This window comes from Sphingomonas parapaucimobilis NBRC 15100, assembly GCF_000787715.1.
Classification (GTDB): Bacteria; Pseudomonadota; Alphaproteobacteria; order Sphingomonadales; family Sphingomonadaceae; genus Sphingomonas; species Sphingomonas parapaucimobilis.
In genome coordinates, this window is sequence record NZ_BBPI01000087.1 from 57,941 (window position 1) to 72,487 (window position 14,547).

General features: G+C 66.6%; 18 protein-coding genes. 7 read left to right on the forward strand and 11 right to left on the reverse strand.

Annotated features, from left to right (window positions below; genetic code table 11):
- Positions 1-14 precede the first annotated feature (14 nt).
- The 3 genes from SP5_RS15585 to SP5_RS15595 all read right to left on the reverse strand — a co-directional run bounded on the left by SP5_RS15585 (position 15) and on the right by SP5_RS15595 (position 1,506).
- Positions 15-383 carry a hypothetical protein gene (locus SP5_RS15585; protein WP_042490484.1) on the reverse strand — a complete coding sequence of 123 codons (369 nt, stop codon included), beginning with the start codon at positions 381-383 and terminating at the stop codon, positions 15-17.
- A 123-nt stretch (positions 384-506) separates the two neighbouring features.
- The gene (gene rpsD / locus SP5_RS15590) at positions 507-1,121 is read right to left on the reverse strand and encodes a 30S ribosomal protein S4 (protein WP_042490485.1); all 615 of its coding nucleotides are present in this window, start codon (positions 1,119-1,121) and stop codon (positions 507-509) included.
- Positions 1,122-1,281: 160 nt separating this feature from the next.
- The gene (locus SP5_RS15595) at positions 1,282-1,506 is read right to left on the reverse strand and encodes a hypothetical protein (RefSeq protein WP_042490487.1); all 225 of its coding nucleotides are present in this window, start codon (positions 1,504-1,506) and stop codon (positions 1,282-1,284) included.
- Between the two features lie 105 nt (positions 1,507-1,611).
- Between SP5_RS15595 and SP5_RS15600 the strand changes: the two genes are divergently transcribed.
- Positions 1,612-1,920: a chorismate mutase gene (locus SP5_RS15600; RefSeq protein WP_042490489.1), complete on the forward strand. Its 309-nt coding sequence runs from the start codon at positions 1,612-1,614 to the stop codon at positions 1,918-1,920.
- 152 nt (positions 1,921-2,072) lie between these two features.
- On the opposite strand, the gene SP5_RS15605 is transcribed toward SP5_RS15600, so the two are convergent.
- From SP5_RS15605 to rpiB, 6 genes are all read right to left on the reverse strand, one after another.
- A complete protein-coding gene (locus tag SP5_RS15605; protein WP_042490490.1) occupies positions 2,073-2,798 on the reverse strand; it encodes an RNA methyltransferase in 726 nt (241 codons plus the stop codon).
- A gap of 2 nt (positions 2,799-2,800) precedes the next feature.
- On the reverse strand, positions 2,801-3,121 hold the full coding sequence (locus SP5_RS15610) for a GIY-YIG nuclease family protein (protein WP_042490491.1): 321 nt from the start codon (positions 3,119-3,121) through the stop codon (positions 2,801-2,803).
- A 150-nt stretch (positions 3,122-3,271) separates the two neighbouring features.
- Entirely contained in the window at positions 3,272-3,739 is a 468-nt protein-coding gene (nrdR, locus tag SP5_RS15615; protein WP_042490493.1) for a transcriptional regulator NrdR, read from the reverse strand.
- Positions 3,740-3,931: a hypothetical protein gene (locus SP5_RS15620; RefSeq protein ID WP_042490494.1), complete on the reverse strand. Its 192-nt coding sequence runs from the start codon at positions 3,929-3,931 to the stop codon at positions 3,740-3,742.
- A gap of 12 nt (positions 3,932-3,943) precedes the next feature.
- Positions 3,944-5,242: a serine hydroxymethyltransferase gene (gene glyA, locus SP5_RS15625; protein WP_042490495.1), complete on the reverse strand. Its 1,299-nt coding sequence runs from the start codon at positions 5,240-5,242 to the stop codon at positions 3,944-3,946.
- A gap of 18 nt (positions 5,243-5,260) precedes the next feature.
- Positions 5,261-5,704: a ribose 5-phosphate isomerase B gene (gene rpiB, locus SP5_RS15630; protein ID WP_042490497.1), complete on the reverse strand. Its 444-nt coding sequence runs from the start codon at positions 5,702-5,704 to the stop codon at positions 5,261-5,263.
- Between the two features lie 118 nt (positions 5,705-5,822).
- On the opposite strand from rpiB, the gene SP5_RS15635 reads away from it, so the two are divergent.
- Positions 5,823-6,269 carry a hypothetical protein gene (locus SP5_RS15635; protein WP_042490499.1) on the forward strand — a complete coding sequence of 149 codons (447 nt, stop codon included), beginning with the start codon at positions 5,823-5,825 and terminating at the stop codon, positions 6,267-6,269.
- A 44-nt stretch (positions 6,270-6,313) separates the two neighbouring features.
- On the forward strand, positions 6,314-6,862 hold the full coding sequence (locus SP5_RS18590; protein ID WP_157013770.1) for a Uma2 family endonuclease: 549 nt from the start codon (positions 6,314-6,316) through the stop codon (positions 6,860-6,862).
- Between the two features lie 170 nt (positions 6,863-7,032).
- Here SP5_RS18590 and hemA read toward each other — a convergent pair whose 3' ends face one another.
- Both hemA and murI read right to left on the reverse strand, forming a co-directional pair.
- Positions 7,033-8,274: a 5-aminolevulinate synthase gene (gene hemA / locus SP5_RS15645; RefSeq protein WP_042490500.1), complete on the reverse strand. Its 1,242-nt coding sequence runs from the start codon at positions 8,272-8,274 to the stop codon at positions 7,033-7,035.
- A 248-nt stretch (positions 8,275-8,522) separates the two neighbouring features.
- Positions 8,523-9,320, reverse strand: coding sequence for a glutamate racemase (gene murI, locus SP5_RS15650; protein ID WP_042490501.1), 798 nt, complete (start codon positions 9,318-9,320; stop codon positions 8,523-8,525).
- A gap of 103 nt (positions 9,321-9,423) precedes the next feature.
- On the opposite strand from murI, the gene plsY reads away from it, so the two are divergent.
- The 4 genes from plsY to topA all read left to right on the forward strand — a co-directional run bounded on the left by plsY (position 9,424) and on the right by topA (position 14,391).
- Positions 9,424-10,029, forward strand: coding sequence for a glycerol-3-phosphate 1-O-acyltransferase PlsY (plsY, locus tag SP5_RS15655; protein WP_042490503.1), 606 nt, complete (start codon positions 9,424-9,426; stop codon positions 10,027-10,029).
- Complete coding sequence (dprA, locus tag SP5_RS15660) at positions 10,022-11,101, forward strand: DNA-processing protein DprA (protein ID WP_042490504.1); 1,080 nt, start codon at positions 10,022-10,024, stop codon at positions 11,099-11,101. Before plsY ends, dprA begins: the two co-directional genes overlap by 8 nt.
- Positions 11,098-11,604, forward strand: a complete 507-nt coding sequence (locus SP5_RS15665) for a GNAT family N-acetyltransferase (protein WP_042490505.1) — start codon at positions 11,098-11,100, stop codon at positions 11,602-11,604. Before dprA ends, SP5_RS15665 begins: the two co-directional genes overlap by 4 nt.
- Positions 11,605-11,793: 189 nt before the next feature.
- Complete coding sequence (gene topA / locus SP5_RS15670; RefSeq protein ID WP_042490506.1) at positions 11,794-14,391, forward strand: type I DNA topoisomerase; 2,598 nt, start codon at positions 11,794-11,796, stop codon at positions 14,389-14,391.
- Positions 14,392-14,547 lie beyond the last annotated feature (156 nt).

Consider the following 14,547-nt stretch of genomic DNA (forward strand, 5'->3'; position numbering starts at 1 on the left):
TGGGCGGCTGTCCGTCAGTCGCCCAGGGAATAGACCGCCTCGAACCTGCCGTCCTTCAGCCCGCCGATCACCCATGTCGAGGGTTTGCCGCTGGCAAAACTCACCGTGTATTTCTCGTAACGCTGACCGTTCGCGTCCTGCGCCTTGTCGAGCTTGACAGACTGGATCGCACCCGCCGCCTTGATCGCAGGGGCCATCTGCGGAAGCTGTTCGCGACAGGCCTTGAGCAGCCCCTCACCCATCAACGCCTCGGGACAGGTGCCGCCCGCAACGGCGGTCAGCATGGTGCGCAGCTGGCTGGCATATTGCCCCTGCTCGGCCGTCTGGCCGGTAGCGGCGGTCGTCATCGTCAGTGCCGCAACGGCGATCAGACCCAGGCGCATCGATATCCTCCCCCTTTGAACAGGCAGAGTATGCGCGTGCCCGTGACGCCCGGCAAGCGAGACACAAACAAAAAGGGCGGCCCCGGAGGACCGCCCTTTCCGTAATTCGGTAAGACCCGAAACTTAGCGCGAATAGAATTCGACGACCAGGTTCGGTTCCATCTTCACCGGATACGGCACCTCGTCCAGGGTCGGGATGCGGGTCAGCGCGACCTTGGTGTTGCCGTCGGCGGTGACGTAGTCGGGCACTTCACGCTCGGCGAGCTGCTGCGCTTCCATGACCAGCGCCATTTCGGTCGCCTTCGAGCCCAGCGAGATCTCGTCGCCGACGAAGCAGCGGCGCGACGCGATGTTGCACTTCACGCCGTTGACGCGGATGTGGCCGTGGCTGACCAGCTGGCGCGCGGCGAAGATCGTCGGCGCGAACTTGGCGCGGTACACGATCATGTCCAGACGCTGCTCGAGCAGGCCGATCAGGTTCTGCGAGGTATCGCCCTTCATGCGGGCGGCTTCCTGGTAGCAGGCCTTGAACTGCTTCTCGGTCACGTCGCCATAATAGCCCTTCAGCTTCTGCTTCGCGCGCAGCTGCAGACCGAAGTCCGACATCTTGCCCTTGCGGCGCTGACCGTGCTGGCCGGGGCCATATTCACGCTTGTTGACGGGGCTCTTGGGGCGGCCCCAGATGTTCTCGCCCATACGGCGATCGAGCTTGTACTTCGCGCTCTGACGCTTCGACATGTGTAATCCTTGGCAATTACGAACGACGTTGGTCCCGGTATCGCACCATGCCAGCCTTTATGGGGACAAGCGCAGGCCCACCGCTTCACCGGGATGCGGGGGCAATTGCGAAGCGGCGCGCCTAGACGACAGGCGCGCCGGAGTCAAGCGAAGCGCTCGATCAGCGTCCGCTGGCGGTGTTCAGCCGCCCGGTGGCGTTTTCCACATCGTTGCGCGCATTGGCCGCGATCTCGTCCCATTCCGCCTGGGTCTTGCAGATCCGCTTGGACGACAGGCGCGAGCCGGTGGTTTCCTGAACCCGGCAGATCTTCTTTTCCTTCACCGGCGCGGGCGCGGGTTCGGCCTGTTGCCCGGTCAGGGCCAGCAGCAGCAACGTGGTCAGCATCGTCCTATCTCCCAATTGGAACGCGGGTGCCATGCTATCCCGTGCGCGCCCCGATCGGCAAGCCGGACTGGACAGCGGGAACGCCGCCCGGCAGAGCCATGATCCATGACCCAGATTCTCGCCGGCCCCGATTGCACCACCATGGCGGAGGTCCGCGCGGGCGTGGACCAGCTCGACCGCGAACTGGTCGCGCTGCTCGCGCGCCGCTTCGCCTATATGGACGCCGCCGCCCGGATCAAACCGACCCGCGACCGCGTGCGCGACGAGGACCGCAAGACCCAGGTCATCGACCAGGCCCGCGCCGAAGCCCGCCGCCTGGGCATACCCGAAGCGGTCGTGGCCGACCTCTGGGAAGTGCTGGTCGAGGGCTCGATCGCCTATGAGCTGGCGACGTTCGACCGGACGCGGGGGTAAGTTTCCTTCCCTCTGGCCTGTTCCAACGCCCGTTCAGGCTGAGCGAAGTCGAAGCCCACGCCCCATCCCCCGCCACGGGGCCATTTGGCGGAATTCATCCTGTGGGCTTCGACTTCGCTCAGCCTGAACGGGGGGCGGGGATTGGTAGGGCGTTACCGCTGACGCGGCCGCGCCAGCGTCGACAGCACGCCGCGCAGCGTCCGCACTTCCTGGCTGGACCAGCCGGGCTTGGTCAGCAAGGTGCGCAGAGTCCGCTTGCTCGCAGGGGTCCGGTCGGGCGGGAAGAAGAACCCGGCATTCTCCAGCATATTCTCCAGCTGGCCGATCATGCCGTCCAGTTCGCCCTGCGGCGCGACCTCGGGCAGTTCGACCTCTGGCGGCTGGGCCAGTTCGATACCCTTGGACCATTCATAGGCGATCAGGATCACCGCCTGGGCCAGGTTCAGGCTGCCGAATTCGGGGTTGATCGGCACGGTGACGATCTTGCGCGCGATGGCCACATCGTCGGTCTCCAGCCCCGACCGTTCCGGCCCGAACAGGAAGGCGGCGCGGCCGGTGGTATCGGCATGGATTTCGTGCGCCGCCTCTTCCGGGGTGACGACCGGCTTGGTGACGCCGCGCTTGCGCACGGTGGTCGCATAGACCTGCGCACAGTCGGCGACCGCATCGGACACGCTTTCATAGACCTTGGCCTGTTCCAGCACGATGTCGGCGCCCGACGCCGCCGGTCCGGCCTGTGGATTCGGCCAGCCATCGCGCGGGGTGACGAGGCGCATCTCGACCAGCCCGAAATTCAACATGGCGCGCGCGGCCTTGCCGATATTCTCGCCGAGCTGCGGGCGGACCAGGACGATGACGGGGGGCTGAGACTTGTTCACGTTCACTCTCTCGTTCGCCCTGAGCGAAGTCGAAGGGCACGTTCCGCGCGCGGTATTGCGGCTTCTTTGAGCGCCGTCCAGTCGGTTGCGATCAGCGCGGTCTTCTTGGCGCGGGACCAGCCTTTGATCTGGCGTTCGGCGGTGAGGGCTTCGTGGCGGGACGGGAATTCCTGGGACCAGGCCAGTTCGACTGGGCGGCGGGCTTGCGTGTAGCAGGGGATTTCGCCCGACTGGTGCTGGGCAATGCGGTGTTCGAGGCTGTCGGTGTGGCCGGTGTAATAGCTGCCGTCGGAGCAGCGGAGGATGTAGCAGTAGAAGGCCATTCGGTCAGGCTATCGCCTTTGGGATATGGAGCAAGGGATTCCCTTGGGCTTCGACTTCGCTCAGCCTGAACGGAGGTTGGGGGATTTACTGCAATACAAACAGCCGTTCAGGCTGAGCGAAGTCGAAGCCCACGCCCCGCCCCCACCAAATTACTCCCCCCGCGGCGCCACTTCCTCGACCGTCCCGGCAAAAGCCTCGAAATCCCGGGCCTCGCCGAACTCGCGATAGACGCTCGCAAACCGGATATAGGCCACCGAATCCAAGCCCTTCAGCCCCTCCATCACCATCTCGCCGATCCGCTTGGACGACACCTCGCCCTCGCCGCTGGTTTCCAATTGCCGCTGGATGCCGGACACCAGCTTTTCCACCCGCACCGGGTCGATCGGACGTTTGCGCGTGGCGATGGCGATGGACCGCAGCAGCTTCTCGCGGTCGAACGGTTCGCGCCGGTCCTCGCTCTTCAACACGAACAGCTCGCGCAACTGGATCCGCTCGAACGTGGTGAAGCGCGCGCCACAGCCTTCGCATTGGCGGCGGCGGCGGATGGCCGCCCCATCTTCGGTGGGGCGGCTGTCCTTTACCTGACTGTCTTCATGGCCACAAAAGGGGCAGCGCATTCAGATCTTCTTCTTCGCCTTGAAATAGGCGTAGCCGGCACCTGCCGCCGCGCCGAAGATCGGGCCGACGAACGGCACCGGGATCGCGACGACGGCACCGAGCGCGCCCCACTTCGCCATGCTCTTGCCCAGGCCAGGGGTCGACTTGATGTCGTTCTGCACCTCGGAAATCTTCTCGTCGAACTTGGCCATGCGTTTACGTCCTTATCCCTGGTAGATCGGAAAGCGTGCGCAAAGCTCACGCACACGGGCACGAACGTTCGCCTCGACCTCTGGGTCCCCATGTTCGCCCTTGGCCTTCAGGCCATCGAGCACATCGGCGACCATATGGCCGATCTGCTCGAACTCGGCCGGACCGAAGCCGCGCGTGGTCCCGGCGGGCGAGCCGACGCGGATGCCGCTGGTCTTCATCGGCGGCAGCGGGTCGTTGGGGATGCCGTTCTTGTTGCAGGTGATGCCCGCGCGCTCCAGCGCCTCGTCGGCGTCGCGGCCGGTGATGCCCAGCGGGGTCAGGTCGACCAGCGCCAGATGCGTGTCGGTGCCGCCCGCGACCAGATTCGCGCCGCGCGCCTTCAGCGTCGCCGCCAGCACGCGGGCATTCTCGACCACCGCCGCGATATAGGTCTTGAACTCCGGCTGCAGCGCCTCGCCGAACGCGACCGCCTTGGCGGCGATGACGTGCATCAGCGGACCGCCCTGAAGACCGGGGAAGACCGCCGAGTTGATCTTCTTCGCGATCGCTTCGTCATTGGTCATGATCATGCCGCCGCGCGGACCGCGCAGCGTCTTGTGCGTGGTGGTGGTCACGACATGCGCATGGCCGAACGGGGTCGGATGCAGCCCGCCCGCGACGATGCCCGCGAAATGCGCCATGTCGACCATGAAATAGGCGCCGACCTCGTCCGCGATCGCGCGGAACCTGGCGAAGTCGATGACGCGCGGATAGGCCGAGCCGCCCGCGATAATGATCTTGGGCTGGCACTCGCGCGCGATCCGGGCGACCTCGTCATAGTCGATCAGGTGCGTCTCGGGATCGACGCCATATTGGACCGCGTTGAACCACTTGCCCGACAGCGCCGCCTTCGCACCGTGGGTCAGGTGGCCACCGGCGTCGAGCGACAGGCCCATGATCGTGTCGCCGGGCTTGGCCAGCGCCAGCATCACCGCACCGTTCGCCTGAGCCCCCGAATGCGGCTGGACGTTGACGAAGTCGCAGCCGAAGATCTGCTTGGCGCGGTCGATCGCCAGCTGCTCGACCTCGTCCGACGGCGCGCAACCCTGATAATAGCGCTTGCCCGGATAACCCTCGGCATATTTGTTGGTGAAGACCGAGCCTTGCGCTTCCATCACCGCCTTGGAGACGATGTTCTCGGAGGCGATCAGCTCGATCTGGGTCTGCTCGCGTTCCAGCTCGTGGGCGACGCCAGCGAAGACGGCGGGGTCGGCATCGGCGAGCGTACGGGTGAAGAAACCGGCGGGCTGGACGTCGTTAAGCGTGCTCATGAGGGTATCCTTGCGCGTTCAATTCTGGGCAGGCGCGGTGGACAGCATGTCGACACGGCGCTGATGACGTCCGCCCTCGAACGGGGTGGACAGGAAAGCTTGGAGGCAGGCCTTGGCCATTTCCTCACCGATGACGCGCGCCCCCATGGCGATGGCGTTGGCGTCGTTATGCTGGCGGGCCAGCGCGGCCGACAGCGGCTCGGACACCAGCGCGCAGCGGCAGGCGGGGTTGCGGTTCGCCGCGATCGAGATGCCGATGCCCGATCCGCACAGCGCCACGCCGCGCTCGGCGCGACCATCGGCCAGTGCCTCGCCGACCGCGCGGCCGAAATCGGGATAATCGACGCTGCCATTCCCGTCGGTACCCAGGTCCAGCACCTCATGCCCCTGACCGCGCAGCCAGTCCGCCAGCACGGTCTTGAGCGAGACGGCGGCATGATCGGATGCGATCGCGATGCGCATAAGACGGGCGCTCCTGACAGGGTCGAGTGGAATGCCCGCGCCTTTACGCGCGCACGCAGCCCATGGCTACCCCTTCGCGCAACGGAACGTGCGGTGCATTTGAAGGGTTCTGCGCGTCATGAAGCGCATCCTGATCCTCGCCGCCCTATCCGCCCTGACGGCCTGCTCGCGCGAGACGCCGGACGATGTGAGGAACGCGGCGTCCCTGACGAACAGCCCCAGTGCCGCGGCCACGGCGGGTCCGGCCGGGGACGGATCGACCTTCACCGGCCTGCCGAAGAAAAAGGGTCCGGATTATGTCGGCCGTTATGTCGGCGTGGAGGGCATGTTCCTGAACATCAAGCACGCCGCGACGCCCGGCCGATACCGCATGGAGATGCAGTGGGACCTCGACCACAAGGGCGAGTTCCGGGGTGAGCAGGTCGGCGACACCATCGTGTTCGAGCGGGGCGGCAAGCGCGAGGTCCTCCGCCCGACAAACGGCGATGCGACGGGGCTGAAATATCTGGCGGGCAAGACCGAGTGCCTGACGGTCAAGTCCGGCGAGGGCTATTGCAAGAAGTGAGGCGCGGCTAGGCTGCCCGGCGCCGTCACAATAGGATCGCGACCGTGAACCAGCAGGCTCGCCTTTCCCCGGACACCCGTGCGCGCTTCACGATGCCCGAGTTCCTGCACATGGTCGAGAGCGGCGCGTTCGAGGGCATGAAGGTCGAACTGATCGACGGGGAACTGGAACGGATGGACCCGCCCATGGGTGGCCATGCCGCCGTGCAGGCCAGTGTCGTATTTTACCTCGCCCAGAAAATGGGCCTCGCTCTGGTGCGGGCAGAGAGTGGGCTCGTTCTCGACGACTCGACGGTCGTGGCTTGCGATGCCGCCCTGCTGCGCCAGCCGATCACCGAGAATCGCTTCCTGACGCCGGATGACGTGCTGCTCGTCGTCGAGATCGCGCAGACGACGCAAAGTCGCGATATGGGCCTCAAGCGGATGCTCTACGCCCAAGCAGGCATCCCGACCTATTGGGTGATCGACGGGGTGCGCCGCGTCGCCCATGTCTATGCCGAGCCGGTGGAGGGCGATTACAGCAAAGTCCATACGGTGCGGTATGGTGAAGCCCTGCCCGTGCCGGGCAGCGACGCCGCGGTCACGCTCGACTGAGTGCTACCATAAGATACTCCACCCCGGCGGAGGCCGGGGTCCAGTGGCCATGCGATTGATGCGACGCATGGCGGCGTTTCGCACGCCTCCAGCCTCACCCCAACTGGACCCCGGCCTTCGCCGGGGTGGAAGAAAAGAACGAAGAGGCCGGAAAGCCAAATGGTGGCCCCTTACGCCGCCATCTTCAACTCCAGCCGCTCCCAGATCTCGACCAGCGCCAACACCAGTTCCGCCATCATCGCCTCGTCATGCGCGGGGCCGGGGGTGAAGCGCAGGCGTTCGGTGCCGCGCGGCACGGTCGGGTAATTGATCGGCTGGACGTAGACGCCATATTCGGCGAGCAGGATGTCGCTGATCTTCTTGGCCTTGACCGGATCGCCGACCATCACCGGCACGATATGCGTCTCGCCCAGCATCACGGGCAGCCCCGCCTCGCGCATCATCGCCTTCAGCTTGGCGGCGGCGGCCTGCTGCCCCTCGCGCTCGACCGAGCTTTGCTTGAGGTGCCGCACGCTCGCCAGCACACCGGCGACCAGCACCGGCGACAGCGAGGTCGTGAAGATGAAGCCCGGCGCATAGGAGCGGATGACGTCGACGATCATCCGGTCGGCCGCGATATAGCCGCCCATCACGCCGAACGCCTTGCCCAACGTCCCCTCGATCACGGTCAGCCGGTGGGCGACGCCGTCGCGCTCCGAAATGCCGCCGCCGCGCGCGCCGTACATGCCGACCGCATGAACCTCGTCGAGATAGGTCAGCGCATTATATTTGTCGGCGAGGTCGCAGATCGCCGCGATCGGCGCGACATCGCCCTCCATCGAATAGACGCTCTCGAACGCGATCAGCTTGGGCACGCCCGGATCGGCGGCCGCCAGCAGTTCCTCCAGATGCGCAAGGTCATTGTGGCGGAAGACCTGCTTCTCGCAGCCCGAGTTGCGGATTCCCGCGATCATCGAGGCGTGGTTCAGTTCGTCGGAAAAGATCACGCAGCCCGGCAGGATCTTGGCCAAAGTCGCCAGCGTCGCCTCGTTCGAGACGTATCCGCTGGTGAACAGCAGCGCCGCTTCCTTGCCGTGCAGGTCGGCCAGTTCGCCTTCCAGATCGACATGATAGTGCGTGTTGCCGCCGATGTTGCGCGTGCCGCCCGAGCCGGCGCCGACGTCGTGGAGCGCTTCCTCCATCGCGGCGATGACCTTGGGGTGCTGGCCCATCGCCAGATAGTCGTTGGAGCACCAGACGGTGATCGGCTTCGGCCCGTTATGCCCGGCAAAACACCGCGCATTGGGGAACATGCCCTTGTTACGCAGGATGTCGATGAAGACGCGGTAACGTCCCTCGGCGTGCAGGCGGTCGATCGCCTGGGTGAAGACGCGGGAATAATCCACGCGCACGTCCGTGCCCTCGATACTCATGGGATGCGAATGTAGGCGCAAGCCGCGCATGAATCGAGTCGGGAACTGCGCTTACTGTGATCGATCATGGTGGACATATTGTCCCAAGGATCGATCGGTTCCTGATGCGGTTGGTTCGCAAGGGCCAACCTTGCACTTGTCCTCCCACCTCCGTTCAGGCTGAGCGAAGTCGAAGCCCACGGGAAACGCCTAGCCCCACCCGCATCCCGTGCACTTCGACTTCGCTCAGTGCGAACGGAGGTTGGGGCTTACAGCGCCTCGATCCGCGCGAAACCCCGCGCCGCCAGGCCGGGGGCGAGTGCCTGCTCCCGCTCGCCGAGTCGCGTGAATACGGCCACGCCCTCGCCCGGATGGGTGGGCCAGTCCTGTCCCTCCGTCAAAAACGCGATTCGCCGTGCGATCCCCGGCCCGCCATCGACAAAGGCCACCGGCCGGGGCGCCGCCGCCGCCAGCTCGGCCTCGACTAGCGGGAAATGGGTGCAGGCGTTGACGATCACGTCGATTTGCTCGCCCCCATCCTGCCCGAACAACCCGTCCAGCACCGCCGCGAAGGATTCGGGCGCCAGCATCTCGCCGCGCAACTTCGCCTCGGCCAGCTCGACCAGTTCGGCCGAGCCATGCCGGATCACCCGGCAATCCCCGGCGAACTTCGCCGCCAGATCATCGACATAGGCCTGGCGCACCGTCGCCCGCGTACCCAGCACGCCGATCGTCCGCGTCCGGCTCATCGCCGCCGCCGGCTTGATCGCGGGCACCGTGCCGACCACCGGCAGATCGAGTGCCGCGCGCACCGCAGGCAGCGCGATGGTGGAGGCGGTGTTGCAGGCGATCACGATCAGCCGCGGCCGATATCGCTCGGCCAGCCGCCCGAGCAAGGCGGGCACACGCCCGGCAATCTCCGCCTCGGTCTTCTCGCCATAGGGAAAGCCCGCACTGTCCGCGACATAGACGAAGGGCGCGGTCGGCAGCACGGCGCGCGCAGGCCCGGCGATCGACAGCCCGCCCACGCCGGAATCGAAGAACAATATCGGACGCGCATCGCTCATTCCCGCCTCATAAACGCCGTGCGCGTGCGAAACCAGAGCCGCGCCGGATTGGACAGGCCAACGCGTATGTTCTATGTCTGTCCCGGAGCACAGGGGAAGACTATTGCCGACCGAAATCATCTGGGGGCCGCCGACCTGGGCCTTGCTGATCGGCTATCTGCTGGGGTCGATTCCCTTCGGAATCATCCTGACCCGCGCCGCCGGGGCGGGCGACCTGCGCAGCATCGGATCGGGCAATATCGGCGCGACCAACGTGTTGCGCACCGGCCGCAAGGGGCTGGCCGCCGCGACGCTGATCCTGGACCTGCTAAAGGGTGTCGCCGCCGTCCTGATCGTGCGCCACTGGCTGCCCGGCGAGGAAGTGCTGGCGGCCGCCGCGGCGTTTGTCGGCCACTGCTTCCCGATCTGGCTGAAGTTTCGCGGCGGCAAGGGCGTCGCCACGTTGATGGGCGTCGTCACCGCGCTCTACTGGCCGCTGGGGCTGGTCTATGCGGTCGTGTGGCTGGGGCTGCTGGCGACGATCCGCATCTCGGCGGTGGCGGGCATGGCGGCGGCGGTCAGCGCGCCGCTGGCGGCGGCGGTGCTGGGCCGGTTCGACCTGGTGCTGCTGCTGATCGCGCTGGCGCTGATCGTCATCTGGAAGCACGGCTCGAACATCGAGCGGCTGCTGGCCGGGACTGAACCGCGTATCGGCAAGAAGCGTGACTGACGCCCGGTTCGCGCAGCTCCGGCTGCTGCGGACGCATGGCATCGGCCCTGTTACCTGGCGGCAGTTGATGGCGCGCTTCGGCGAGGCCGAGGCCGCGCTCGACGCGCTGCCCCAGCTTGCCCGGCGCGGCGGCGGCGAAGCCCCCAAGCCCGCCGATCCGGCGCTGATCGCCCGCGAGATCGAGACGGTTGCGCGACTGGGCGCGCGTCATGTCCTGCTGGGTGAGGCCGATTACCCCGCGCTGCTCGCCGAACTCGACACTGCGCCACCCGCGCTGATCGTGCGCGGCGACATCGCCCTGGCCCGGCGCGGCGGCGTGGCGCTGGTCGGTGCGCGCAACGCCTCGGCCGCGTCGTGCCGCTTCGCGCGCGGACTGGCGCAGGATCTGGCGGCGCAGCGCGTGCCCGTCACCTCGGGACTGGCGCGCGGAATCGATACCGCCGCGCATATCGGCGCGCTGGAGGGCGGGACGATCGGCGTCATCGCCAGCGGCATCGACATCGCCTTCCCACCGGAAAATGCGCGGTTGCAGGAGGAGGTCGCCACGCGTGGCCTGCTGATCGCCGAGCAGCCGCCGGGGACCCAGCCGCTCGCCCGCCACTTCCCCTCGCGCAACCGGATCATCGCAGGGCTGGCGCAAGGAACGGTGGTGGTCGAGGCCGCCCCGCGCTCCGGCTCGCTCATCACCGCGCGGCTGGCGGGCGAGGCGGGGCGCGAGGTGATGGCGGTCCCCGGACACCCCGCCGACCCGCGAGCGCAAGGGTGCAACATGCTGATCCGCGAGGGCGCGACGCTGATCCAGTCGGCGGCCGATATTCTCGAACAGATCCGCCCGATCGACGCCCGCATGGTCCGCGCGCCCGAAAGCCGCTACACGCCCCCGCCGCCGCACGAGGCGAGCGACGCCGACCGTGCGCGCGTGACCGACCTGCTCGGCCCGGTGGCGGTGACGGTGGACGAACTCATCCGCCAAAGCGGACGCCCACCCGCCATCGTCCAGACGATCCTGCTGGAGCTGGAACTCGCCGGACGGCTTGAGCGCCATGCGGGCGGCCGGGTGGCGCTGGCATGATCCAGACCGAGCGCCTGACTTTGCGCCCCTATGGGATCGCGGATTACGACGCCTATGCCGCGATGGTCGCCGATCCGGTGGTGGTCCGCCATGCCGGTGCACCGATGACCGGCGAGGAAGCGTGGATGCGGCTGCTCCGCTTCATCGGCTATTGGTCCGTATTCGGCCATGGCCTGTTCGCCGTCTTCGACCGGATGAGCGGCCAGTATCTCGGAGAGACGGGCTTCATGGATTTCCGGCGTGAGGTGACACCGAAGCTGACGCCCTCACCACCGGAAGCAGCGTGGGTCTTCACCAGCGCCGCGCATGGCAAGGGCTTTGCGTTCGAGGCGGCGAGCGCTGCGCACCGTTGGATGGACGAGCATCATGCGCCGTCCTCGACCCAGTGCATCATTTCACCTGCCAATCTCGGGTCGATCAGGCTGGCGGAGCGGCTGGGTTATGCCTTGCATGACCGGCCGCATTATCGGGGCGAAGCCATGCGCTTTATTCGCGAGGTTTGAACGTGGCCTTCGACTTCGCTCAGGCTGAACGGCTGGAGGAATATGTGGTTTTACTCAAGCACCGTTCAGCCTGAGCGCAGTCGAAGGCCACGCCTCGACGCCCGCCACACCCGAACCAACCCCGCTTGACGGCCCCCCGCCCCCTCCCCATCCTCGCGTACACACGTAAGGGACGTAGTTTTACCACTCATGCAGCTTGTCATCGTCGAATCGCCCGCCAAGGCGAAGACCATCGAGAAATATCTGGGTTCGGACTATCGCGTCCTGGCAAGCTATGGTCACGTCCGCGACCTGCCGCCCAAGGACGGATCGGTCGACCCCGACCAGAATTTCGCGATGGAGTGGGAAAATTACGCGGACAAGGCGCGCCAGCTGAAGGCGATCGCCGACGAGGCCAAGAAGGCCGACCGATTGATCCTGGCCACCGACCCTGATCGCGAGGGCGAGGCGATTTCGTGGCACGTGCAGGAGGTTCTGAAGAACCGCAAGGCGCTGCCCGACAAGGTTGAGCGGGTGACGTTCAACGCGATCACCAAGCCCGCCATCCTGCACGCGATGCAGAACCCGCGCGAGCTGGATACCGACCTGATCGACGCCTATCGGGCGCGCCGCGCGCTCGACTATCTGGTCGGCTTCACCCTGTCGCCGGTGCTGTGGCGCAAGCTGCCCGGTGCCAAGTCGGCGGGCCGCGTCCAGTCGGTGGCGCTGCGCCTGATCGTCAGCCGCGAGCGCGAGATCGAGGCGTTCCGTCCGCAGGAATATTGGTCGGTGACGGCCGATATGGAGCAGGACGGCACGCCGTTCGTGGCGCGCCTGGTCCAGTGGGAGGGCAAGAAGCTCGACCGACTGTCGATCGGCAATGAGGGCGACGCCACCCGCGCCAAGGCCGATGTCGAGGCGGGCCGTTTCCAGGTCCAGTCGGTCGAGACCAAGCCCGCGACGCGCAACCCGCCGCCGCCCTTCACCACCTCGACCCTGCAACAGGAGGCCGCGCGCAAGCTGGGCTTCTCCGCCGATCACACGATGCGGATCGCGCAGCAGCTCTATGAGGACGGCGCGATCACCTACATGCGTACGGACGGCGTCCAGATGGACGGATCGGCCATCTCGGCGGCGCGCAAGGCCGTGGCCGACCGCTATGACGGTTCTTACGTCCCCGACAAGCCGCGCATGTACCAGTCCAAGGCCAAGAACGCGCAGGAAGCGCACGAGGCGATCCGGCCGACCGACTTTTCCCGCGACCGCGCAGGGTCGGGTGATCATGGCCGCCTCTACGACCTGATCTGGAAGCGCGCGCTGGCGAGCCAAATGGCTTCGGCGCGGATGGAGCGGACCACCATCGACATGGCCGACGGCACCGGCCGCCATGTCCTGCGTGCGACCGGCCAGGTCGTGCTCTTCCCCGGCTATCTGGCGCTCTATGAAGAAGGCCAGGACGACAGCCAGGACGAGGAAGCCCGCCGCCTCCCCCGCCTGCGCGAGGGCGATGCGCCTGCCAAGAAGGAGGTGAAGGCCGAGCAGCACTTCACCCAGCCGCCGCCGCGCTTCTCCGAAGCCTCGCTGGTCAAGCGGATGGAGGAACTCGGCATCGGGCGTCCGTCGACCTATGCCTCGATCATCAAGACGCTGAAGGACCGGGCCTATGTCCGCGTCGAGAAAAACCGCTTCTTCGCCGAGGAGAGCGGGCGGCTGGTGACGGCGTTCCTGGAACGCTTCTTCGAGAAATATGTCGGCTACGACTATACCGCCGAGCTGGAAGAGGAGCTGGACGACGTGTCCGGCGGCCGCGCCCAGTGGCAGGCCGTGCTCGATGCCTTCTGGCGCGACTTCAAGCCGCGCACCTCGGAAGTGATGGAGCAGCAGCCCTCGGCGATCACCGCCGAACTGGACCAGTTCCTCGCGCCCTATCTCTTCCCCGAAAAGGCGGACGGGTCGGATCCGCGTCTCTGCCCCAATTGCGGCGAGGGCAAGCTGGCGCTGCGCGGCGGCCGGTTCGGCGCGTTCATCGCATGCTCCAATTACCCCGAGTGCAAATATACCCGCCGATTCGCCCAGGGCGGCGAGGGCGCGGGCGAGGATAGCGGCCCCGAAACCTTAGGTCAGGACCCCGAGACCGGCCTTCCCGTCGAGCGCAAGTCGGGACGGTTCGGCCCCTATATCCAGCTGGGCGAGGGCAAGGACGCCAAGCGCGCTTCGATCCCCAAGGATGTCGATCTCGACCTGGAATGGGCATTGAAGTTGCTCAGCCTGCCGCGCACCATCGGCAACCACCCGGAAACGGGCGAGCCGATCACCGCCTCGATCGGGCGCTATGGCCCCTATCTGGCGCATAGCGGCAAATACGCACGCCTGACCTCGACCGCCGATGTGTTCGAGACGGGCATGAACGCCGCCGTGGTCAAGCTGGCCGAGGCGGCGGCGGGCGGCGGACGCGCCGCGCGCGGCACCGCGTCACGCGAACCGCTCAAGGTGCTGGGCAAGCATCCGCGCACCGAGGCGGAGATCAAGCTGATGGAAGGCCGCTACGGCGCTTACGTCACCGATGGCGAGACGAATGCGACCATCCCCAAGACGGTCGACAAGGACCAGCTGACGCTGGAGGAAGCCGCGCAACTGATCGACGCGCGGGCGGCGGCCGCTCCGGCGCGCAAGAAACCGGCGAAGAAGGCCGCAGCCAAGAAGGCACCCGCCAAGGCGGCGGCGGACAAGAAGACGGCGGAAAAGAAAGCGCCAGCCAAAAAGGCTCCGGCCAAGAAAGCTGTGGCGAAGAAGACGAGCGAAGCCTGAGTCGAACCTGATCCCGTGAGCTGATCCCGGCCCGCCCCGTTCGGGCGGATCAGCGCGCGGCGGTCGGCGGGGTCAACCCGCATCTACCATCGCTTTCCGACTTAAACATAAAGTGGCGACACACCGAAGGCGCCCGGCCTCCGATCACTATCGCCT

What these genes read in the sequence shown, in the direction of transcription:
- SP5_RS15585 (WP_042490484.1), bottom strand. Translation starts at nt 383, where the DNA reads ATGCGCCTGGGTCTGATCGCCGTTGCGGCACTGACGATGACGACCGCC.
- rpsD (WP_042490485.1), bottom strand. Translation starts at nt 1,121, where the DNA reads ATGTCGAAGCGTCAGAGCGCGAAGTACAAGCTCGATCGCCGTATGGGC.
- SP5_RS15595 (WP_042490487.1), bottom strand. Translation starts at nt 1,506, where the DNA reads ATGCTGACCACGTTGCTGCTGCTGGCCCTGACCGGGCAACAGGCCGAA.
- SP5_RS15600 (WP_042490489.1), top strand. Translation starts at nt 1,612, where the DNA reads ATGACCCAGATTCTCGCCGGCCCCGATTGCACCACCATGGCGGAGGTC.
- SP5_RS15610 (WP_042490491.1), bottom strand. Translation starts at nt 3,121, where the DNA reads ATGGCCTTCTACTGCTACATCCTCCGCTGCTCCGACGGCAGCTATTAC.
- nrdR (WP_042490493.1), bottom strand. Translation starts at nt 3,739, where the DNA reads ATGCGCTGCCCCTTTTGTGGCCATGAAGACAGTCAGGTAAAGGACAGC.
- SP5_RS15620 (WP_042490494.1), bottom strand. Translation starts at nt 3,931, where the DNA reads ATGGCCAAGTTCGACGAGAAGATTTCCGAGGTGCAGAACGACATCAAG.
- glyA (WP_042490495.1), bottom strand. Translation starts at nt 5,242, where the DNA reads ATGAGCACGCTTAACGACGTCCAGCCCGCCGGTTTCTTCACCCGTACG.
- rpiB (WP_042490497.1), bottom strand. Translation starts at nt 5,704, where the DNA reads ATGCGCATCGCGATCGCATCCGATCATGCCGCCGTCTCGCTCAAGACC.
- SP5_RS15635 (WP_042490499.1), top strand. Translation starts at nt 5,823, where the DNA reads ATGAAGCGCATCCTGATCCTCGCCGCCCTATCCGCCCTGACGGCCTGC.
- hemA (WP_042490500.1), bottom strand. Translation starts at nt 8,274, where the DNA reads ATGAGTATCGAGGGCACGGACGTGCGCGTGGATTATTCCCGCGTCTTC.
- murI (WP_042490501.1), bottom strand. Translation starts at nt 9,320, where the DNA reads ATGAGCGATGCGCGTCCGATATTGTTCTTCGATTCCGGCGTGGGCGGG.
- SP5_RS15665 (WP_042490505.1), top strand. Translation starts at nt 11,098, where the DNA reads ATGATCCAGACCGAGCGCCTGACTTTGCGCCCCTATGGGATCGCGGAT.
- topA (WP_042490506.1), top strand. Translation starts at nt 11,794, where the DNA reads ATGCAGCTTGTCATCGTCGAATCGCCCGCCAAGGCGAAGACCATCGAG.